This is a genomic window from Mameliella sp. MMSF_3455 (assembly GCF_030733205.1).
GTDB lineage: Bacteria > Pseudomonadota > Alphaproteobacteria > Rhodobacterales > Rhodobacteraceae > Antarctobacter.
The window spans coordinates 70,737-90,166 of sequence record NZ_JASHJL010000021.1 but is presented as its reverse complement, the minus strand read 5'-3'; the positions used below and the strand labels follow the sequence as shown (position 1 = coordinate 90,166).

Annotated in this window: 19 protein-coding genes and 1 pseudogene; 9 read left to right on the top strand and 11 right to left on the bottom strand. The window is 65.1% G+C overall.

Annotated features, from left to right (window positions below):
* The first annotated feature begins 80 nt into the window (after positions 1-80).
* The 3 genes from RBB42_RS16225 to RBB42_RS16215 are packed head-to-tail and all read left to right on the top strand — an operon-like array spanning position 81 to position 2,781.
* Positions 81-1,316 (top strand): acyl-CoA dehydrogenase family protein, encoded by a 1,236-nt coding sequence (locus RBB42_RS16225; protein WP_305968836.1) that lies wholly within the window; start codon positions 81-83, stop codon positions 1,314-1,316.
* Between the two features lie 54 nt (positions 1,317-1,370).
* Entirely contained in the window at positions 1,371-2,393 is a 1,023-nt protein-coding gene (locus RBB42_RS16220) for a phosphotransferase family protein (RefSeq protein WP_305968837.1), read from the top strand.
* Positions 2,386-2,781, top strand: a complete 396-nt coding sequence (locus RBB42_RS16215; RefSeq protein WP_305968838.1) for a PaaI family thioesterase — start codon at positions 2,386-2,388, stop codon at positions 2,779-2,781. Before RBB42_RS16220 ends, RBB42_RS16215 begins: the two co-directional genes overlap by 8 nt.
* Positions 2,782-2,805: 24 nt before the next feature.
* Here the strand turns inward: RBB42_RS16215 and gph are convergent, their stop codons facing one another.
* The 8 genes from gph to RBB42_RS16175 all read right to left on the bottom strand — a co-directional run bounded on the left by gph (position 2,806) and on the right by RBB42_RS16175 (position 10,893).
* The gene (gph, locus tag RBB42_RS16210; RefSeq protein WP_305968839.1) at positions 2,806-3,450 is read right to left on the bottom strand and encodes a phosphoglycolate phosphatase; all 645 of its coding nucleotides are present in this window, start codon (positions 3,448-3,450) and stop codon (positions 2,806-2,808) included.
* Complete coding sequence (rpe, locus tag RBB42_RS16205; protein ID WP_305968840.1) at positions 3,447-4,136, bottom strand: ribulose-phosphate 3-epimerase; 690 nt, start codon at positions 4,134-4,136, stop codon at positions 3,447-3,449. Before rpe ends, gph begins: the two co-directional genes overlap by 4 nt.
* A 74-nt stretch (positions 4,137-4,210) precedes the next feature.
* Positions 4,211-5,143: a 2-hydroxyacid dehydrogenase gene (locus tag RBB42_RS16200; protein ID WP_305968841.1), complete on the bottom strand. Its 933-nt coding sequence runs from the start codon at positions 5,141-5,143 to the stop codon at positions 4,211-4,213.
* Between the two features lie 87 nt (positions 5,144-5,230).
* Positions 5,231-6,370 carry a rod shape-determining protein RodA gene (gene rodA, locus RBB42_RS16195; RefSeq protein ID WP_305968842.1) on the bottom strand — a complete coding sequence of 380 codons (1,140 nt, stop codon included), beginning with the start codon at positions 6,368-6,370 and terminating at the stop codon, positions 5,231-5,233.
* Complete coding sequence (gene mrdA, locus RBB42_RS16190) at positions 6,367-8,310, bottom strand: penicillin-binding protein 2 (protein WP_305968843.1); 1,944 nt, start codon at positions 8,308-8,310, stop codon at positions 6,367-6,369. The genes rodA and mrdA overlap by 4 nt, the downstream gene beginning before the upstream one ends.
* The gene (locus RBB42_RS16185) at positions 8,307-8,846 is read right to left on the bottom strand and encodes a rod shape-determining protein MreD (RefSeq protein WP_305968844.1); all 540 of its coding nucleotides are present in this window, start codon (positions 8,844-8,846) and stop codon (positions 8,307-8,309) included. Before RBB42_RS16185 ends, mrdA begins: the two co-directional genes overlap by 4 nt.
* Entirely contained in the window at positions 8,839-9,759 is a 921-nt protein-coding gene (gene mreC / locus RBB42_RS16180) for a rod shape-determining protein MreC (RefSeq protein ID WP_305968845.1), read from the bottom strand. Before mreC ends, RBB42_RS16185 begins: the two co-directional genes overlap by 8 nt.
* A 96-nt stretch (positions 9,760-9,855) precedes the next feature.
* Positions 9,856-10,893 carry a rod shape-determining protein gene (locus RBB42_RS16175; protein WP_371931771.1) on the bottom strand — a complete coding sequence of 346 codons (1,038 nt, stop codon included), beginning with the start codon at positions 10,891-10,893 and terminating at the stop codon, positions 9,856-9,858.
* 503 nt (positions 10,894-11,396) lie between these two features.
* Between RBB42_RS16175 and RBB42_RS16170 the strand changes: the two genes are divergently transcribed.
* The 3 genes from RBB42_RS16170 to RBB42_RS16160 all read left to right on the top strand — a co-directional run bounded on the left by RBB42_RS16170 (position 11,397) and on the right by RBB42_RS16160 (position 15,021).
* Positions 11,397-11,801, top strand: a complete 405-nt coding sequence (locus tag RBB42_RS16170) for a hypothetical protein (protein WP_305968846.1) — start codon at positions 11,397-11,399, stop codon at positions 11,799-11,801.
* Positions 11,802-11,967: 166 nt separating this feature from the next.
* Entirely contained in the window at positions 11,968-14,475 is a 2,508-nt protein-coding gene (locus RBB42_RS16165; RefSeq protein ID WP_305968847.1) for a GcvT family protein, read from the top strand.
* A 96-nt stretch (positions 14,476-14,571) separates the two neighbouring features.
* Positions 14,572-15,021: a YtoQ family protein gene (locus RBB42_RS16160; protein ID WP_305968848.1), complete on the top strand. Its 450-nt coding sequence runs from the start codon at positions 14,572-14,574 to the stop codon at positions 15,019-15,021.
* A gap of 40 nt (positions 15,022-15,061) precedes the next feature.
* On the opposite strand, the gene RBB42_RS16155 is transcribed toward RBB42_RS16160, so the two are convergent.
* Positions 15,062-15,763 carry a glutathione S-transferase family protein gene (locus RBB42_RS16155; RefSeq protein ID WP_305968849.1) on the bottom strand — a complete coding sequence of 234 codons (702 nt, stop codon included), beginning with the start codon at positions 15,761-15,763 and terminating at the stop codon, positions 15,062-15,064.
* A 127-nt stretch (positions 15,764-15,890) separates the two neighbouring features.
* Here RBB42_RS16155 and mscL point away from each other — a divergent pair, with 127 nt between their 5' ends.
* Both mscL and RBB42_RS16145 read left to right on the top strand, forming a co-directional pair.
* Positions 15,891-16,316, top strand: coding sequence for a large conductance mechanosensitive channel protein MscL (mscL, locus tag RBB42_RS16150; protein WP_305968850.1), 426 nt, complete (start codon positions 15,891-15,893; stop codon positions 16,314-16,316).
* 73 nt (positions 16,317-16,389) lie between these two features.
* Positions 16,390-17,279: pseudogene (locus RBB42_RS16145) on the top strand (cation diffusion facilitator family transporter).
* Between the two features lie 13 nt (positions 17,280-17,292).
* Here RBB42_RS16145 and ald read toward each other — a convergent pair.
* Complete coding sequence (gene ald / locus RBB42_RS16140; protein ID WP_305968852.1) at positions 17,293-18,411, bottom strand: alanine dehydrogenase; 1,119 nt, start codon at positions 18,409-18,411, stop codon at positions 17,293-17,295.
* Positions 18,412-18,546: 135 nt separating this feature from the next.
* On the opposite strand from ald, the gene RBB42_RS16135 reads away from it, so the two are divergent.
* Entirely contained in the window at positions 18,547-19,005 is a 459-nt protein-coding gene (locus tag RBB42_RS16135) for an Lrp/AsnC family transcriptional regulator (RefSeq protein ID WP_305968853.1), read from the top strand.
* Positions 19,006-19,259: 254 nt separating this feature from the next.
* Here the strand turns inward: RBB42_RS16135 and ccoS are convergent, their stop codons facing one another.
* Complete coding sequence (ccoS, locus tag RBB42_RS16130; RefSeq protein WP_043136439.1) at positions 19,260-19,421, bottom strand: cbb3-type cytochrome oxidase assembly protein CcoS; 162 nt, start codon at positions 19,419-19,421, stop codon at positions 19,260-19,262.
* Positions 19,422-19,430 lie beyond the last annotated feature (9 nt).

Sequence of the window (19,430 nt, the reverse complement as noted above, 5' to 3'; positions counted from 1 at the left end):
GAGCGGCGCGACGCCCACCCGCACTCCCCGTGCGCGCCGCTCCACGCGCGGGCGGCGCTGGGCTGTCGAGAGGAGAGGACATGGACCTAGGGATGACGGCGCGCGTGCGCGCATTGGTGACGCAGGTGCGGCGGATGATCGACGAGGAGATCGCGCCGCTGGATGCCGAGTTTCATGCGCTTGTCGGTACGCATCCCTCGGGCAACCGCTTTGCCTTGGTGCCGCGGCAACTGGCAATCCTGGACGGGTTGAAGACCGAGGCCAGGGCACGGGGGTTGTGGAATTTCTGGCTGACGGAGTCCGACCGGGGCTATGGGCTGACGACGGTGGAATATGCCTACCTGGCCGAGGAGATGGGCAAGGTCGGGCTGGCGGCGGAGGTCTTCAACTGCAGCGCGCCGGATACCGGCAACATGGAGGTGCTGGAGCGGTATGGTGCGGACTGGATGAAGGACCGCTGGCTGGCGCCGCTGCTGGAGGGAGAAATCCGTTCCGCCTATGTCATGACGGAACCGAATGTCGCCTCTTCGGATGCGGCGCAACTGGCTTTCGAGGCGCGGCGAGACGGCGATGACTATGTGCTGAACGGCGAGAAGTGGTGGATCAGCGGGGCCGGAGATCCGCGCTGCGAACTGTATATCCTGATGGCCTGTACCAACCCCGATGCGGCACGACATGCCCGGCACACGATGTTCGTCATGGATCCGGGAACACCCGGTGCCGAGGTGCTGCGGCCGATGACCGTCTTTGGCCAGGATGATGCGCCACATGGCCACATGCACCTGAGGTTCACCGACGTGCGCCTGCCGGCCCGGAATGTCATTCTGGGCGAGGGGCGCGGCTTTGAGGTGGCGCAGGGGCGGCTGGGACCGGGGCGCATACACCATTGCATGCGGGCTATCGGACAGGCGGAAAAGGCGTTGGAGATGATGTGCCGCCGCGGCCTGTCGCGCGAGGCCTTTGGCAAGCCGCTTGCCGAGCTGGGCGCCAATCACGACATCATCGCCAATGCCCGGATGGAGATCGAGATGGCGCGCCTGCTGTGCCTCAAGGCGGCCTGGATGATGGACACCGCCGGCGTGCGCGCGGCGCAGCCCTGGATTTCCAAGATCAAGGTGGTGGCTCCGCTGATGGCTGCCCGTGTGGTGGACGAGGCGATGCAGATTCACGGTGCGGGCGGGATCAGTCAGGACCATGACCTTGCCGCGATGTGGACGCATATCCGCACCTTGCGTTTTGCCGACGGACCCGATGCCGTCCATCGGCGACAGGTGGCACGGGCGGAACTGCGCAAATATGCCGAAGAGAGCCTCTGACGGCCTCTGCAGGGGGTATGTATTTGAAGGGTGAAGAAACAGGGGGGGGGCGGAATGCAGGCGGAGGAAATCGCGCGCGTGGCGGAGTGGATGGAGGCCCATGTACCGGATTTTCACGGGCCGCTCCGCGCCGAAAAATTCGACCTGGGCCAGTCCAACCCAACCTTCCGACTGGACAGCCCCTCGGGCCGCTACGTCTTGCGGCGCAAGCCTCCGGGCAAACTGCTGAAATCGGCCCATGCGGTGGACAGGGAGTTTCGTGTCCAGACTGCGCTGGCCGGGACGGGCGTGCCCGTGCCGAAGATGTTGGCGCTCTGCCAGGACGACGCGGTGCTGGGGAGCACGTTCTACATTATGGAGCATGTCGTCGGCCGAACTCTTGTGGAGCCCGATCTGCCGGGGGAGGCGCCAACAGGGCGGACCGCGATCATGGACGAGATGAACCGCGTACTGGCTGCGATCCATTCCCTGGATCCGGCGCGCCTCGGCCTGTCTGACTATGGTGCACCCGGAAACTACTTTGAACGGCAGTTGGCACGGTGGACAAAGCAGTACCGCGACTCGGAAACCGAACGGCAGCCTGACATGGAAGACTTGATCACCTGGCTGGAACAGGCCTTGCCTGCCGATGACGGGCAGCGCACCCTGGTGCACGGAGATTTCCGTCTCGATAACCTGTTGTTCGCGCCAAAGGGGGCAGAGTGCAGGGCGGTGCTGGACTGGGAACTGTCCACGTTGGGCCATCCCCATGCGGACCTCGCCGGCGTTCTGATGCAGTGGCAGCTGCCGCCGGGGCCGGAGACACGCGGATTGGCCGGGGTAGATCGGGTGGCGCTGGGACTTCCCTCGGACGAGGCGTTCGTGACGGCCTATTGCGCGCGACGCGGCATCGACAGTGTCGAGGGTCTGGGCTTTTGTGTCGCCTTCGCCTTCTTTCGCATGGCAGCGATCCTGCAAGGGGTCAGGAAACGGGCCCTTGACGGTACGGCCGCGAACCCGGACAAGGGTTTGAAAATGGGCGCTTATGTTCCGAAATTTGCAGCTATGGGGCTGGAGGCCCGGCACGGTTATGGATGAGGCTTTCCGCGAGGCACCCTATGCCTATTCCCGGCACATCGGCATGCAGATGATCGAATGGCGCGAGGGCTATGCCGCCTTCGAGCTGCCGCTGGAAGCTTTCCACATGAACCGCCACGGCAATCTGCACGGCGGCGTCCACGCCTCTCTGCTGGATACGGTCATGGGCTATGCGGGCTGCTGGACCGGCGACCCCGAACGCAGGCAATTGTGCCTGACGCTGAGCCTGAACGTGCAGTATCTCTCGCGTCCCAAGGGCCAGTTGCTAAAGGGCGAGGGCTGGAAGACCGGCGGCGGGCAGTCGTCCTTTTTTGCCGAAGCGCAGATTGCCGACGAAACCGGCGAGCTGATCGCCAAGGGCACCGGTGTGTTCAAGTACCGGTCTTGACGGCGCGGCGGGCCTGACCTTGTCCTAGGCCAGATCCGCGACCAGCGCGGGCAGATCGGCGTGATCCGCGAAACTGGCCCTGTGCGGCAGGTCGCCGACCGGGGTCTTGCGATAGCCTTCGGTGAACAGCAGGAACGGGATGCCCGCGTTCTGCGCGGTCTCGACGTCTGTTTCGCTGTCTCCGACGTAGAGGGCGCGCGAGGCACCGTTGAGTGCGGCGTTCAGCATGGCCGGGTCTGGCTTGCGCGTGGGCAGGCTGTCGCCGCCGATGACGATATCGAAAAACGGCGCCAGCCCGGTGTCGCGCAGGGCAGAGAGCGTGGCCTCATGCGGCTTGTTGGTACAAAGCGTCAGCCGGTGGCCCGCGTCTTGCAATGCGGTCAGCGCCTCGCGGGCGCCGGGATAGACCGACGCCGGGTCGCTGGGCGTGTTGACGTAGTGATGCATGGTGCGGCGCGTCAGCTCGGAATGATGGTCATGCGAAACGCCGAGGTGATCCAGAACCCGTTCCAGCAGGATCGGCAAGCCGCGTCCGACAAAGCCCTGCGTCGTTTGGCGGTCGATCCCGGGCAGCGACATTTCCGCCAGTGCCGAGGCCACGCCGTGATGGATATGCGGCACACTGTCGATCAGCGTGCCGTCGAGGTCGAAGGCGATGGTCAGGCTCATGCGGCAAGCGTGGTGGCCGCGGTGCGGATACCGCGGATGTTCTCACCATAAGGCGCCGGGTTCTCGACCGAGCCGCCGCGGAACACCGCAGAGCCCGCCACCAGAACGTCGGCCCCGGCCTCGACCACAAGCGGCGCAGTGGTCGGATCGACACCGCCGTCGATCTCGATATGCACCGGGCGGTCGCCGATCATCTGGCGCAGGGTGCGGACCTTGCTGGTCATGTCGATGAATTTCTGCCCGCCAAAGCCCGGGTTCACGGTCATCACGCAGACAAGGTCCGTCAGGTCCAGCAGGTGTTCGACGGCCTGCGCCGGGGTGCCGGGGTTCAGGGCCACACCGGCCTTCATGCCGGCGGCGCGGATCGCCTGCAGGGTGCGGTGGGTATGTGCACCGGCCTCGACATGGGCGGTCAGGATGTCGGCGCCCGCCTCGGCATAGGCCTCGATGTAGGGATCGACGGGGGCGATCATCAGGTGCACGTCCATGACCGTCTTGACATGTTTGCGAAAGGCTTTGACCGCGGGCGGGCCGAAGGTGAGGTTCGGGACAAAATGTCCGTCCATCACGTCAACGTGGATCCAGTCGGCGCCCTGATCCTCGACGGCGCGGATCTCGCGCCCGAAGTCGGCGAAATCGGCGGACAGGATGGACGGGGCGATCTTGACGGTGCGGTCGAAGGGCATGGGATTTCCTGAAAGCAAGGCGGTTGGACAGGGATTTGGCCGTTGAACGGCGCCGGGTCAAGCCCGCGAGGGGGTCAGTAGCCGGCGTCGCGGTCCACGAGGTGCAACAAGGGGTCCCCGGTTTCGCCCCTGCGGATATTTTCGGCGATCACGCGGGCCGCCGTCCCGGGACGTGTTATCGAGGCGATATGCGGTGTGACGGTGACACGCGGATGAGACCAAAAGGCATGATCCTCCGGCAGCGGCTCGACCCGGAAGACGTCGAGCGTGGCATGGGCGATCTGGCCCGCGTCCAGCGCGGCGATCAGTGCCTCATCGTCGATCAGCGGCCCGCGCCCCGGGTTGATGAGACAGGCGCCGCGCGCCGGCATGGCCAGCGTCTCGGCGTCGATCAGGTTCAGGGTGGCAGGCGTGTCCGGGAGCAGAAGGATGACGATCTGCGCGCCGGTCAACGCCTTGCGCAGTCCGTCTTCGCCTGCATGACAAGTGACACCGGGCAGATCCTTTGGCGTGCGGCTCCACCCCGTGACCGGGAAACCCAGCGCGGTCAGCGCGCTGGCACAGGCCTGCCCCAGCGCGCCCATCCCGAGGATCGTCACCGGGCGGTCCGCCGACAGCGGCGGCGGGGTCGTATCCCACTTGCGGTCCGGGTTCACGATATGCGCGTCCATGCCAAGGTGATGGCGCAGCGTGTGGCCGGTCACCCATTCCACCATGCCCTGGGTCAGGCCGTGCTCATCGACCATGCGGGTCAGTGGCACGGTCAGGGTCTCGTTGCCCACGATCCCCTCGACCCCGGCCCAGAGGTTGAGCACGGCCTTGAGCCGGGTGAACGGCGTGAAATCCTGCACGTCGGAATTCGGCGCATAGACGATGTAATCGACCTCGTCGGCGGGCAGGTTGGTGTCCAGTCGATAGTCCAGCCCCTCGGCGTCAAGCGCGCTGCGCAGGGGGACCTCGTAGTCTTCCCATTTCTCGGAGCGGGCGGCGAAGAGGATATTGGTCATGGTCGGGGCTCCGGTCTGCTTTTTGCCCCTTAGACCACGCGCACGGGCCAAGGGAAAGCCGGTGCACCGGGCCGGGTGCAGCCCGGATCACCTTGGGCGGTGGATATGGGCGCTTTGCACCAGGCCAAAGGCCAGCATCAGGACCAGCATGGCAGACCCGCCATAGCTGACCATCGGCAGCGGCACGCCGACGACCGGCGCCAGCCCCATGACCATCGACATGTTCACGGCGAAGAACAGGAAGAAGGTTAGCCCGATGCCAAGGATCAGCAGCGAAGAGAACCTGTCACGGTTCTGCAGGGCCGCCACGATGCAGAACAGCAGGATCAGCACGTAGAGCGCCAGCAGGGACACCCCGCCGACAAAACCGAACTCTTCGGCCAGCGTGTTGAAGATGAAGTCGGTGTGCTTCTCAGGCAGGAAGTTCAGCCGCGACTGCGTGCCCTGCATGAAACCGCGCCCCGTCCAGCCGCCCGAGCCCATCGCGATCTTGGCCTGGGTGATGTGATAGCCCGCGCCCAGCGGATCCTGTGACGGGTCAAGGAACGTGTCGATACGGCGGAACTGGTAATCCGCCAACAGTTGCCAATCGGTGCCGCGGCTCTGGAACACGGCCCAGATGGTGCCGATGCCAGCGCTGATCACGGTGGCAAAATAAAGCCAGTGCACCCCGGCAAGGAACATCATCAGCCCGCCTGCCGTCATCAACAGGATCGCCGTCCCCAGGTCCGGCTGGGTCAGGACCAGGCCCGTGGGCACAAGAATGATCAGGATGGGAACCAGCACCCAGAGCGGCCGCGACGTCCGCGACAGCGGCAGCCGGTCATAGTAGGCGGCCAGCAGCATGACCATCGCGATTTTCATCACCTCGGAGGGCTGCAACCGCATGAAACCAAGGTCGATCCAGCGCTGCGCGCCCATGCCCACGGCACCGAACAGCTCGACCATCACCAGAAGGCCGAGCGCGCCGAAATAGGCGACCAGCGCCATGTTGCGCCAGAACCAGATCGGCACCATCGCAACGACGAACATCAACGCCAGGCCAAGGCCAAAGCGTTTCATCTGGGGTTCGGCCCAGGGGCTGAACGATCCGCCCGCGACCGAGTAGAGCATCAGGAAACCGATACCCGCCACCGCCGTCAGCAAGACGATCAAGGGCCAGTTCAGGTGCAGGATCTTGCGCCAGCCGGTGGGGACCGTCTTGACGTTGTATTCAAGATAGGTCACGCGCTGTCGCTCCCTTGCGCGCGGCGCTCGGCGCGTTCGCGCGCCAGCCGTTCCTGCTGGGCCTTGATGCGGCGTCGGTCCGCCGTGGGATAGGCCTCGAGCGGGGGATCGCCCTTGTAAAGCGCCTGCAGCGTGACGTCGCGGGCAATCGGGGCCGCCGCGGTGCTGCCGCCGCCGCCGTGTTCCACAACCACCGAAACGGCAATCTGTGGCGCCTCTGCCGGGGCGAAGTTCACGAACAGCGCGTGGTCACGCCGTTCCCAGGGCAGGTCGTCGTTCGAGGTCACACCGCGTGCACGTTCGGCGGCGGTGATGTTGCGGACCTGGCTGGTGCCCGTCTTGCCGGCCATGCGCATTTCCGCGGCGTTGATGCGCGACCGGTAGGCGGTGCCGTGGCGGTGGTTCGACACCGCGAACATGGCGCGGCGGATCTGGCGCAGGTGGTTTGGGTTCAGCCCAAGATCGGCCCCCTCCAGGTGCACGGTCTCGATGCCGTCGACGCTCTTGACGAGGCGCGGCGTCACCGCCTTGCCGGTTGCGATGCGCGCCGTCATGACCGCCAGTTGCAGCGGCGAGGACAGGACAAAGCCCTGGCCGATCGAGGCGTTGACAGAGTCCCCGATCACCCAGTCCGCGCCGCGGTTGAGCCGTTTCCAGTTCTTGTCCGGGATCAGGCCGCTGGTCACGGCGGACATGGGGATGTTATGCGCCTCGCCCAGCCCGAGGCGTCGCGCCATGCTGGCGATCCGCTCGATACCCACCTTCAGCGCCATTTCGTAGTAATAGACGTCGCAGCTTTCGCGAAGGCTCTGCTCCAGCGTCATATGGCCATGCCCGACACGTTTCCAGCAGTGGAACTTGCGCCCGCCGACCTCGAGATGGCCGGGGCACCAGACCGTGTCTTCGGGCGTCATCAGACCTGCGTCCATCGCGGCCAGCGCCGTGACCATCTTGAAGGTCGAGCCGGGCGGATAGGCGTCCTGCACGGTTTTCGAAGCCAGGGGGCGGTGGTCGTTGTCACGCAACTCGCCGTAGTCGGCCACCGAAATCCCGCGCACGAACTTGTTGGGGTCGTAGGACGGGGCCGAAGCGATGGCCAGCAGGTCGCCCCGGTTGACGTCCATCACCACGACAGAGGCGCTTTCCTGGCCAAGGCGCGCCTGAACGTATTCCTGCAGCGCCGTATCGACGGTCAACTGCAGGTCGGCGCCGGCCTCGCCCTCGCGCCGGTCCAGCTCGCGCATGACGCGGCCCACGGCATTGACCTCGACCCGCTTGGCGCCGGCATTGCCGCGCAGCTGTTCCTCGTATTTTGCCTCGACGCCCACCTTGCCGATCTGGAACCGGGGGATGCGCAGCACCGGCGGCGGATCCTCGTAGCGCGACAGGTCGCGTTCCGAGACCGGTCCGACATAGCCCGCCACATGGGCATAGAGATCGCGATTCGGGTAGACGCGGCTCAGGCCCACCTCGGGGGTGACGCCGGGCAAGGCAGGGGCGTTGACCGCGACGCGGCTGATGTCCTCCCACCGAACGCGGTCGGCGATGGTGACGGGAAAGAAAGGCGCCGTGCGCTCCATCTCGGCCAGGGCGCGGTTCAGGTCGTCCTCGTCCAGTTCCACCAGTTGGCCCAGGCGCCGGATCACCGTGGTCACATCACCCGCGTCCTCGCGCGTCAGGGTGATGCGGTAGGTCTGTTCGTTCTCGGCGATCACCCGGCCTTCGCGGTCGAAGATGCGGCCGCGGGCAGGGGGAATGAGCCGGATGTTGATTCGGTTTTCCTCTGCCAGCAGGCGAAATTCATCCGCCTGGTCGACCTGCATGTGGCGCATGCGCAATGCCAGAACCCCGGCAAAGCCCAGCTGCAGCCCGCCAAGGATCAGCCCGCGTCGCGTGATGCGGCGGGCACTGTCGGCGGTTTCGCGTGGGCTTCGTCTCATAGCGGGCGTCCCGTGTGATCGTATTCGCCGGGCGTGCTGCGCCGCACGCCAAGTGCAAGGTAGCTGACCGCGGCCACCATGGGGTAGATCGCGACCGTCATACCATATTGCATCACCCATAGAGAAAGCATTCCCGGCGTCACGATCAAGAGTGCGAGAGTGACGCGGTAGATCACGGTGATGACCAGAAGGCCGGTGGCGGCGGTCAGCCATTCGGCGGCAAAGGTGTTCTCGCGCACATGCCGGCCCCGCACCTTGAGCCACTCGGAGGTCAGCAGCACCAGCAGCGCCCAAAGTCCGGGCGGCCGATGAAAGAGGAAATCCGCCAACAGCATGACCCCGGCGATGGACAACATCGGCACATAGTCGGGCCGCCGCAGCGCCCAGGCAAAGGTCAGCGCCGTCAGGACGTCCGGCCCCGCGATGCGCGACGGCATGATCTGCAGCGGCAACAGGTGGACGAAGAAGATCGCCAATGCGAGCGCCACGTAGGTGGCCCGCATGGTCCAGAGCCGCGCCGGGCTGTTCTCAGCCATCGCCGGGCGTTCCCGGAGCTGCGGCGGGCGGTGGCGTACCGGCGTCGGGCAGCACCTCCGGCAGGATCAGCGACGAGGGCGCCTCGACCCGGCGCGCGCCGTGGTCGCGCAGGACGCGCAGGAATTCCAGCTGTTCATAGTCGGCGGCCAGACGTACGCGCAGCCGCCCGCCGGGATCCTGCGCCACCTGCCCGATCAGGAGGCCGGGGGGAAAGACCTCGCCGTCGCCGGTGGTCACGATGCGGTCGCCGGGGCGCACGAGGTCCGGGTTTTCCAGGAAGTCGATGGGCGGCGCAGAGGTGTTGTCGCCCGCGATGATGGCGCGCTGGCCCGAAGGCTGGATTTCCGCCGGGATGCGCGATGTCGCATCGGTCAGCAGGATCACGCGGCTGGTATTGGCACCCACCCCGGACACACGGCCCACCAGCCCGATGCCGTCCATCGTTGCCCAGCCGTCCACGATGCCGTCGCGCCCGCCCACGTTGATCAGCACCGACTGCCGGAACGGAGAGCCGGAGTCCGCCAGCACCACGGCCGTGATATAGGTCAGGCGCGGGTCCAGTCGCACATTGTTGAGATCGCGCAGCCGTGCGTTTTCCTGTTCCAGCTGCAGCGCCGCCTCTTTCCACGCGGTCATCTTGCGCAGCTCGCGGCGCAGCTCCTCGTTCTGCTCAAATAGCTGTTGATAGCTCTGGAAATCGCGCACCAGCCGGATGGTGGCCGTCACCGGCGCCATCGCCCAGTCCATGCGCGGCACCACGGCATCGACGACCTGCGCGCGGAACCGTTCCACGCGCGGGCTGTCGATCCGCCACAGCAGGAAAAACCCGAAGAGCACCAGCGCAAGGACGACAAGCAACAGCCGCCTGAGCGGGCCGGTGAAGTCGTCGGATGCGTTGCGGTCGCTGGCCAAGTGTCTCTCGCGTCAGGTTTGGCGGATGATACAGGGACCCGGCGCTTCGGTACAGCGGGTGCCGGCCAACTGCCGAGGCACCCGTCCCGGTCGCCGTCAGCTGTCGTAGTCGATGGCGTGGCGCAGCTGTTTTTCGTATTCCAGCGCCTTGCCGGTGCCCAATGCCACGCAATTGAGCGACTCGTCGGCTATGGAAACGGCCAGTCCGGTCTGCTCGCGCAGCGCCAAGTCCAGGTCCCCCAGCAGCGCGCCGCCGCCGGTCAGCATCACGCCCCGGTCGACGATGTCGGCGGCCAGGTCCGGCGGAGTCGCCTCGAGTGCCGTCATCACCGCCTCGCAGATCGCCTGCACGGGTTCGCTCAGCGCCTCGGCCACCTGGGCCTGGCTGATCTCGGTTTCCTTGGGGACACCGTTCAGCAGGTCACGGCCGCGAATCTGCATGGAGCTGCCGCGCCCGTCGTCGGGCATCCGGGCGGTGCCGATGGAAGTCTTGATGCGTTCTGCGGTGGATTCGCCCACCAGGAGGTTCTGCTGGCGGCGCAGGTAGTTGATGATCGCCTCGTCCATGCGGTCACCCCCTACGCGCACGGAACGCGCATAGACGATGTCGCCCAGCGAAAGCACGGCGACCTCGGTGGTGCCGCCGCCGATGTCGACGACCATGTTGCCGGTCGGGTCCGTGATCGGCATGCCGGCGCCGATGGCCGCGGCGATGGGTTCGGCGATCAGGCCCGCCTTGCGCGCCCCGGCCGACAGCACCGATTGGCGGATGGCGCGTTTTTCGACCGGTGTCGCGCCATGCGGCACGCAGACGATGATCTTGGGCTTGGAAAAGGTCGAGCGGCGGTGAACCTTGCGGATGAATTCCTTGATCATCGCCTCGGCTGTGTCGAAATCCGCGATCACGCCTTCGCGCATCGGGCGGATCGCCTCGATGCTGCCGGGAGTCCGGCCCAGCATCAGCTTGGCGTCTTCGCCCACGGCCAGGACTTTCTTCTGGCCGTCCTTCACATGGTAGGCGACCACCGAGGGCTCCGACAGGATAACCCCCTTGCCCTTGACGTAGACCAGCGTGTTCGCGGTCCCCAGGTCAATGGCCATGTCCGAAGAAAACAGGCCCAGGATGCCATCCATGCCAAACATATTGCTCTTGCCCCATTGCCTCATTGGCCCGCGACTCTGCCAGTCCGGGCCAGCGCCGTTATAGGGCTGAGCCACTCGATGCGGAAGGGGGGCAGGGGGGCAAATCAGCGGGGAATCGCCGCATGTCGCCTTGTCAGGCAGGCGAAATCAGGGTGGTGGACTTTTTTGCCGGATCTCTGCCGGCCATGCCGCGGGGCATCGGGCGTGGCCCGGGGTTTGTCGGATTCAGGTCGGGCAGGGGGCGTTTCGTCCCGCAAGTGCGTGCAGAGCGCCAAGCCGGTCTGCCCGGCAAGGGCCAGCAAGCCGAAACCCTTACGCGTGCCATTCCCAACCCCCGTGCAGCCCATAGGGGATCTGCTGGCCTTCAAGTCGGGTACGCGTTTGGCGTCATGCCATCGAAAGCGGAAAAATCGAAAGAGCGAAAAGGTTTGACAGGTTCCAGAGCCAGAGCGGAGACTGGAATCTTACCAGGCGTCAACGCGAGAGGCATTCCAATGAAACCACTGATTTCCATGATCCTAGCCTGCATTGTGGCCAGCCCGGCAGTCGCGGATTCCTGCTGGGATCATAACGGATCCATCATGCGCCTGACCGATCAGGGCAACAACCGCTGGTTCTGGTACGAAACGACGCCACACAGTTGGCAGTATCCGGCGGGCGTGACCCCCGGCACGCTGCTGTTCAATGGCTGGAAAAACGGCGAGTGGTACAGCGGTACGGCGCGGCGGTTTTCCAAGTATTGCCCGAGTACGCCGCTGGAATACCATGTCGAGGGGCCGGTCCTGCAGAACCCCCTGCGCGTTCAGGTCACGGGGCAATACCAGGTCCAGAGGAATTGCCAGCCGACTGGCGAATGGCGCACGGATACGCTGGTCTTTACCTACCGTTACCAATGCTAGGAACAGGTGCATGACGCATGAGAAAGGCCGCGGCGCCGTTCCGCGGCTTTTTGCGTGCACAGCGATCTTCTTGCGCGTCGTTTTCCCCGCATGACGTGTCGGGCGCGCGCGGCGCCGGGATGTGCGGCGCGGTATTGAAGGGAAAATGAACCCGGAGAGTCGCGTCATGAAAACCCATGTCAAAGCTTTGGTCGTCGGCGGTGGCGCCGTCGGCACCTCGATCGCCTATCACCTGGCCAAGGCCGGCTGGGAAGACGTCATGCTCGTCGAGCGTGATGAGCTCACCTCCGGCTCGACCTGGCACGCAGCGGGCCTGCTGCCACTGTTCAACATGTCCTATGCGACGACCCACATCCACAAGTACTCGGTGGATTTCTACAAGACCCTCGAGGAAGAGACCGGGCTGAATGCCGGTTTCGCCGTGGTCGGCAACCTGCGCATGGCCCAGACCGATGAGCGTATGGACGAGTACAGGCTCTATGCCTCGACCGCGGAAACCTGTGGCGTGCCCTACGTCTGGCTGACCCCGGACGAGATCAAGGAACGCTGGCCGCTGATCAACACCGAGGATCTGAAGGGCGCGCTGTACCACCACACGGATGGCTACATCAATCCGGCCGACGTGACGCAGGCGATAGCCAAGGGCGCCCGTCAGCGCGGCGTCGAGATCGTGCGCAAGCTGCAGGCCGACAGCTACAACTGGACCGGCACGCACTGGGAAGTCACCTGCACCAAGATGGTGGAAAAGGGCGGCAACCTGGTCGAAAGCGACGAGACGGTCACGATCACCGCCGAGCATGTTGTCACCGCTTCGGGCAACCACGCACAGCGCACCGCAAGACTGCTGGGCATCAAGATCCCCGCGATCCCGGTCGAGCACCAGTTCATCGTCACGGACGCGGACCCTGCGTTGCAGGGCTGGCGGGCCGAGGGCAACCCCGAGCACCCGGTCATCCGTGATGCAGACGCGCAATCCTACGTCCGCGAAGAGCGGGGCGGCTGGATCCTGGGTGTCTACGAGAAAAACGCGCCCGCCTGCTTTGAATACGGCGTGCCGGACAGCTTCCGCGCCGACCTCTTCCCGCTCGACCTGGAACGGATCGAGGAGCAGTACATGGCGATGATCCACCGGATGCCCTCCTGCGAGGAATCCGGCCTCAAGGACGATTTCAACGGCCCGATCTGCTACACGCCGGACGGTAACCCGCTGGTCGGCCCGGCCCCGGGCCTGCGCAACATGTGGCTGGCAGAGGGGTTTTCCTTCGGCATCACCGCCGCGGGCGGCACCGGGTACTACCTCGCCCAGATGATGGTGGACGGCGAAGCCGAGATCGACATGGCCTCGCTCGACCCGAAACGATACGGTCAGGACTGGATGACCACCGAGTTTGCCGCGCGCAAAAACGAAGAGTGCTACGACCACGTCTACATCCTGCACCACCCTGACGAGGAACGCCCCGCCTGCCGTCCGCTGCGCACCGCGCCCGCATATGACCGGCAAAAGGCCAGGGGCGCGCAGTTCGGGTTCGTCAATGGTTGGGAGCGTCCCAACTACTACGGCCCGCTGGATGCGCCGGAGAACTTCGACCACGACGCGCGCAGCTTTCGTCGCGGCGGCTGGTGGCAGTATGCCGTGGAAGAGGCGAGGGCCGTGCGCGAGGGCGTGGGCCTGATCGACGCGACCGCCTTTACCAAGCACGTCGTCGAAGGACCCGGCGCGACGCGGTTCCTGGACTGGTTCACCTGCAACAAGCTGCCCAAGGTCGGCCGCATCAACCTGACCTACGCGCTGACCAGCCATGGCACGACCCGCACGGAATACACCATCGTGCGCCTGGCCGAGGACAAGTACTACCTGGTCTCGGCGGGGGCGTGGACGTCCTATGACAGCGACTACCTGCGCAAGGCGATCGAGGACAAGCGCGACGAATTCGGCTGGATTTCCTGTCATGACGTGACCACCCAATGGGGCGTCTTTGCCATCGCCGGTCCGAAATCGCGTGACGTTCTGAAAGAGATCGTCAAGGATGCCGACCCGTCGACGGTGCTGGGCAACAAGCGCTTTCCCTGGCTGTCGATGCGCAACATCGAACTGGGCATGGTGCCCGTCATGGCGATCCGCGTGGCCTATACCGGTGAGCTTGGTTGGGAGCTGCATCACCCGATCGAGATGCAGAACAACCTTTGGGACCAACTGACCACCGCCGGCGAAAAGCACGGGATGAAGCTGGTCGGCGCCCGCGCCCAGAACTGGCTGCGGCAGGAGAAATCCTACCGTGCCTTCGGCAACGAACTGGGGCGTGACGCGACCCCGCTGGAGGCCGACCTGCCACGCTTTGTCGACCTGACCAAGGAGTTCCACGGCAAGGCCAAGCTGGAGGAAACCGGCGTGCGGTCCAAATGCGTGACGCTGCTGATCGACGGACCGGCGGATGCCGATCCCTGGGGCCGCGAGGCGCTTTACGCGCCGGATGGCACCCGCGTCGGGCGTCTGACATCGGGCGGCTACTCGGTCGCGTTCGGCAAGTCCATCGGCATGGGGTACGTCAAGCCCGAGCTGGCGGTCGAAGGTACGCGACTGAAGGTCAAGATGCTGGACCAGCTCTGGGACGCGACGATCACCCAGGACAGCCCCTACGACCCGAAGAACGAGGTCATCCGGGTCGACGGGTGAGCGTCGGTCGCTCTCGCCTTGCCATGTGCGCAGGGCCGGATATGTTGACAGGAAACAGGGCGCCTTTCGCGCCCTTTTTCATGGGAAGGAGCGGATATGGGACTGAACGTCTATCTCTCGGGCGAGATCCACACCGACTGGCGCGACCAGATCATCGACGGCGCGCAGGGGCTGGACATCACCTTCAACGCGCCGGTCACCGACCACGCGGCCAGCGACGACTGCGGTGTCCAGATTCTGGGCGCAGAGGACAACAAGTACTGGCATGACCACAAGGGTGCGATGGTCAATGCCATCCGCACCCGCAAGGGGATCGCGGACGCGGACGTGGTCGTCGTGCGTTTCGGCGACAAGTACAAGCAGTGGAATGCCGCCTTTGACGCGGGCTATGCCAGCGCGCTGGGCAAATCGCTGATCATCCTGCAACCGCCGGAACACGATCACGCCCTGAAAGAGGTCGATGCCGCCGCGCTGGCGGTGGCGCGCACGCCGCAAGAGGTTGTGCAGGTCCTGCGTTACGTCCTGACGGGCGCTTTGCCGGGCTGAGTCTCCGGGGCGGGAAAACACCGCCCCGGAGCCGGTCAGATCATGCTTCGCGCGCCGGTATCTTCATGCCACGCTTGACGGCCGGACGGTCGAGGAAGCGTTCGAGATAGGCATTGGTGCGGGGAAACGAGGTCCAGCCGACCACGTCGCGCGCGCCGTAGAAATCGAGGATGTTCAGCCACGGCGCGATGGCAATGTCGGCGATGGAATAGTCGCCGGCGATCCAGTCCCTGTCCGCCAGCTGGCCTTCGATCACGTTCAACAGGCGCCTGGCCTCGTTGATGTAACGCTCACGCGGGCGCGGATCCTCGATCTCGCCGCCCGCGAACTTGTGGAAGAAACCAAGCTGGCCCAGCATCGGGCCCACCCCGCCCATCTGGAACATCAGCCATTGTGTGATCTGATGCTTTTCGCGGGCGGAGTTCCCAAGCAGCGTGCCGCTTTTTTCTGCCAGGTACAGCAGGATCGCACCGGATTCGAACAGGGCCAGCGGCGCCCCGTCCGGGCCGTCCGGGTCGATGATTGCCGGGATCTTGTTGTTGGGGTTGAGGCTCAGGAAGGCATCGCTTTTGACGTCTGCATCCGCCAGCGTGACCAGGTGCGGCTCGTAGGGCATGCCGGTCTCTTCCAACATGATCGAGGCCTTGACCCCGTTCGGCGTGGGAAACGAGTAGAGCTGGATGCGCTCGGGGTGCTGGGCGGGCCAGCGGGCCGCGACGGGATGAGTGGCGAGATCGAACATTTTCTTGGCCTTTTTCCGGTTTGGGGGAAAGCTAGGCGTGTTTTTCCCGGTTTCACAGGGGCCGGGCTGTGCGATTGCGCAGAACGCATGTGGACAGGCGGATGCGCCGGAAAAGGGACAAAGAGCCATGTTGGAAGAATTCAAGAATTTCATCGCCAAGGGCAATGTCATGGACATGGCCGTGGGTATCATCATCGGTGCGGCCTTTACGGCCATCGTGACCTCCCTGGTGGGCGACATCATCAATCCGGTGATCGCGCTGTTTACCGGCGGCATCGACTTCTCCGGCTGGTTCTACGCGATGGACGGCAATGACTATGCCTCGCTCGATGCCGCGACAGAGGCGGGGACGCCGGTGTTTGCCTTTGGCAAGTTCGTCATGGCCGTGATCAACTTCCTGATCATCGCCTTTGTGGTTTTCCTGCTGGTCAAGATGGTCAACCGCATCAAGGAAGCCGCCGAAAAAGAGGAAGAGCCCGTCGCCGAAGCGCCCAAGGGGCCGACCGAACTGGAAGTTCTGCTGGAGATCCGCGACGCGTTGAAGCGGGGCTGAACGGTGCCCCCGGGTTGCACGGCCCGGGGGCCTTGGCTATCAGGCCGGTGCGACGCGCCTGCCAGGAGATGTCATGCCAAGAGCCGTGAAAATCGCCCTGGGCAGTATCGCTGTCGGGTTTGCCGTGCTTGCGATAAAACTGCTTGCCTGGTGGATGACCGGCTCTGTCGCTCTGCTGTCGGACGCACTGGAAAGCATCGTCAACGTGGCCACGGCCATCGCCGCTTTCGTGGCCGTCCGCATCGCGGTGCAACCGGCCGATGCGGACCACCCCTTTGGCCATCACAAGGCCGAATATTTCAGCGCCGTCATGGAGGGGGTGATGATCGTCGTGGCGGCGATCCTCATCCTGAACGAGGCCTGGGGCGCCTGGAACGCGCCGCGCGACATCGACGCGCCCTTTACCGGCCTGCTGCTGATCGGCCTGGCCAGCATCGTGAACGCGGGTTGGGCCCTTGTGCTGATGCGCGAGGGGCGCAACCTGCGCTCACCCGCGTTGGCGGCCGACGGGCGGCACCTGATGACGGACGTGGTTTCTTCTGCCGGAGTCGCCATCGGCGTAGTCGCCGCCGTTCTGACGGGCGCGCTCTGGATGGACGCGCTGCTGGCGGCCCTCGTGGCGGTCAACATCCTCTGGTCGGGCTGGCATGTTCTGCGTGGCTCTGTCGGCGGGCTGATGGACGAAAGCGTGCCCGAAGCCGACCTCGAGGCCATGCGAGAGTTGATCTCGGCCCATGCCGAAGGCGCGGTCGAGGCTCATGACCTGCGCGCCCGCCACGCGGGGCAGGCGACCTTTGTCGAGTTTCACCTGGTGGTGCCGGGGGAAATGTCCGTCGATGCGGCGCACGATATCTGTGACCGGGTCGAGGGGGGGCCATGATGGCCGCCTTCGACGGGTGCCGTGTCACGATCCACGTCGAGCCCGAGCACAAGGCCAAGCACAGCGGGATCGTGGTTCTCTAGCCTGGACCGGGCCTCAGCCCTTGATCACCAGTTGCGGAGAGGTCACGTCAATGCCCTGTGCCTGCCCAACCGCGTAATAGGTCAGCTTGCCCGCGTGCACGTTAAGACCGTTCAGCAGGTGGGGATCGTCGGCGCAGGCCTGTTTCCACCCCTTGTCCGCCAATGCCAGCATGTAGGGCATGGTGGCATTGCCAAGCGCGATGGTCGAGGTCCGTGCCACGGCGCCGGGCATGTTGGCCACGCAATAATGCATGATGCCGTCCACGTCGTAGATCGGATCCGCATGGGTCGTGGCGCGCGATGTCTCGAAACAGCCGCCCTGGTCGATGGCCACGTCCACCAGCGCCGCACCCGGTTTCATGGATGCGAAATCGGCACGTCTCACCAGCTTGGGCGCCTCTGCCCCGGGGATCAGCACCGCGCCGATCACCATGTCGGCCTGTTCCAGGTGCTCGGCCAGTAGGCCGGTGCTGGAATAGCCTGTGCCGAAGGTGCCGCCAAAGACGTCGTCGAGATAGCGCAATCGGGGCAGCGAGCGGTCCAGGACTGTCACGTCCGCACCCATGCCGGCGGCAATGCGCGCCGCATGGGTGCCGACGACACCGCCACCGATCACCAGAACGCGCGCCGGGCCGACGCCGGGCACGCCCCCCATCAGAACGCCGCGCCCGCCATTGGCCTTCTGCAACGTCCAGGCGCCCATCTGCGGCGCAAGCCGACCGGCGACCTCGGACATCGGCGCCAGCAGCGGCAGGCCGCCCCGCTCGTCCGTGACGGTCTCATAGGCAATGGCGGTGCAGCCGGAGGTCAACAGGTCTTGCGTCTGTGCAGGATCGGGGGCCAGGTGGAGGTAGGTGAACAGCAACTGCCCCTCGCGCAGCATGGCGCGTTCGGCGGCCTGCGGTTCCTTGACCTTCACGATCATCTCGGCTTCGGCAAAGATCTCGGCCGGGGTCTCGGCCAGCCTGGCGCCAGCGGCAGTGTAATCCTCGTCCACAAAGCCGGCGCCGGCACCGGCGCCTTTTTGCACGATGACCTCGTGACCATGTCCCACCGCCTCGCGGGCGGCATTCGGGGTCAGGCCGACGCGGAATTCCTGGGGTTTGATCTCGGTGGGGCAACCGATCTTCATGTGTTCTCCTCCTGGGGTGTATCCGACAGTATGCCAGCGAAGTCTTGCAAAGGGGTCGCAAGCTCGCGCATTCTGACGGGGCATGGCGCACGAATTTTCGATGATTGATCGTTTGGGGTGGAGGATCTTGCGTATATGACGCTGGATGAGACAGACAGGCGCATTCTGCGCGTATTACAGCGCAAGGGGCGCATCTCGAACGCCGACCTCTCCGACGAGGTACACCTGTCGGCCTCGGCCTGTCATCGCAGGGTCCAGCGACTGGAGACCGAAGGCTACGTCCGCGACTACGTGGCGCTGCTGGATGCGCGCCGAATGGGTTTCCCGTCGACGGTCTTCGTGGAAATCACCCTGACGACCCAGGCGGACGAGGTGCTGGAAGCCTTTGAAAAGGCGGTGACGCGGGTCCCGGCGATCCTGGAATGTCACCTGATGGCGGGAACGGCAGACTACATTCTCAAGGTGGTGGCAGAGGATACCGAGGATTTCGCCCGCATCCATCGCCAGTATCTCAGCCGCCTGCCGGGCGTGGCGCAGATGCAAAGTTCCTTCGCCCTGCGCACGGTTTTCCGGACCACGGCCCTGCCGGTGTGAGGGGGCCCAGCTTCGCCGATACTTGCAGCGCCCCCATGCTTTGGCGGTGCCAGCGGCGCGGCGCTGAACCCTTGGAGCCGACGTTGCGACGGGTTGAACGGGGTCAGGGGGCGCTGCCCCCTCGGCCTGCGGCCTTCACCCCCGGAGTATTTTTGCAGAGAAGAAGCCGGAAGGGGGCCGGAGAGGACTGGAGCGCCTGTGTCCCAAGGGGAATGTTCCGATCTGCCAGGCTGTCCGCGCGCGGAATGGGCCTGTCAGTCCTGCTTTGGCCGGTCGTCGTATTCGCCCGACAGGATGCGCTGTGCGTCGCCCTCGGGATCGTCGTACTGGTTCGACCGCAAGGTGAAGACGAAAAAGGCCAGGCCCGCGCCGCCCAACACCAGCGAGATCGGAATCAGGTAGGTCAGGATGTTCATGACAGGCCT

Excerpts from the sequence above, each read along its gene's own strand:
- RBB42_RS16200 (WP_305968841.1), bottom strand. The coding sequence starts at position 5,143 with ATGACCAATATCCTCTTCGCCGCCCGCTCCGAGAAATGGGAAGACTAC.
- RBB42_RS16220 (WP_305968837.1), top strand. The coding sequence starts at position 1,371 with ATGCAGGCGGAGGAAATCGCGCGCGTGGCGGAGTGGATGGAGGCCCAT.
- RBB42_RS16165 (WP_305968847.1), top strand. The coding sequence starts at position 11,968 with ATGAAAACCCATGTCAAAGCTTTGGTCGTCGGCGGTGGCGCCGTCGGC.
- mscL (WP_305968850.1), top strand. The coding sequence starts at position 15,891 with ATGTTGGAAGAATTCAAGAATTTCATCGCCAAGGGCAATGTCATGGAC.
- ald (WP_305968852.1), bottom strand. The coding sequence starts at position 18,411 with ATGAAGATCGGTTGCCCCACCGAGATCAAACCCCAGGAATTCCGCGTC.
- RBB42_RS16215 (WP_305968838.1), top strand. The coding sequence starts at position 2,386 with ATGGATGAGGCTTTCCGCGAGGCACCCTATGCCTATTCCCGGCACATC.
- RBB42_RS16155 (WP_305968849.1), bottom strand. The coding sequence starts at position 15,763 with ATGTTCGATCTCGCCACTCATCCCGTCGCGGCCCGCTGGCCCGCCCAG.
- RBB42_RS16185 (WP_305968844.1), bottom strand. The coding sequence starts at position 8,846 with ATGGCTGAGAACAGCCCGGCGCGGCTCTGGACCATGCGGGCCACCTAC.
- RBB42_RS16160 (WP_305968848.1), top strand. The coding sequence starts at position 14,572 with ATGGGACTGAACGTCTATCTCTCGGGCGAGATCCACACCGACTGGCGC.
- gph (WP_305968839.1), bottom strand. The coding sequence starts at position 3,450 with ATGAGCCTGACCATCGCCTTCGACCTCGACGGCACGCTGATCGACAGT.
- mrdA (WP_305968843.1), bottom strand. The coding sequence starts at position 8,310 with ATGAGACGAAGCCCACGCGAAACCGCCGACAGTGCCCGCCGCATCACG.
- RBB42_RS16175 (WP_371931771.1), bottom strand. The coding sequence starts at position 10,893 with ATGGATGGCATCCTGGGCCTGTTTTCTTCGGACATGGCCATTGACCTG.
- rpe (WP_305968840.1), bottom strand. The coding sequence starts at position 4,136 with ATGCCCTTCGACCGCACCGTCAAGATCGCCCCGTCCATCCTGTCCGCC.
- RBB42_RS16135 (WP_305968853.1), top strand. The coding sequence starts at position 18,547 with ATGACGCTGGATGAGACAGACAGGCGCATTCTGCGCGTATTACAGCGC.
- RBB42_RS16170 (WP_305968846.1), top strand. The coding sequence starts at position 11,397 with ATGAAACCACTGATTTCCATGATCCTAGCCTGCATTGTGGCCAGCCCG.
- RBB42_RS16225 (WP_305968836.1), top strand. The coding sequence starts at position 81 with ATGGACCTAGGGATGACGGCGCGCGTGCGCGCATTGGTGACGCAGGTG.
- ccoS (WP_043136439.1), bottom strand. The coding sequence starts at position 19,421 with ATGAACATCCTGACCTACCTGATTCCGATCTCGCTGGTGTTGGGCGGC.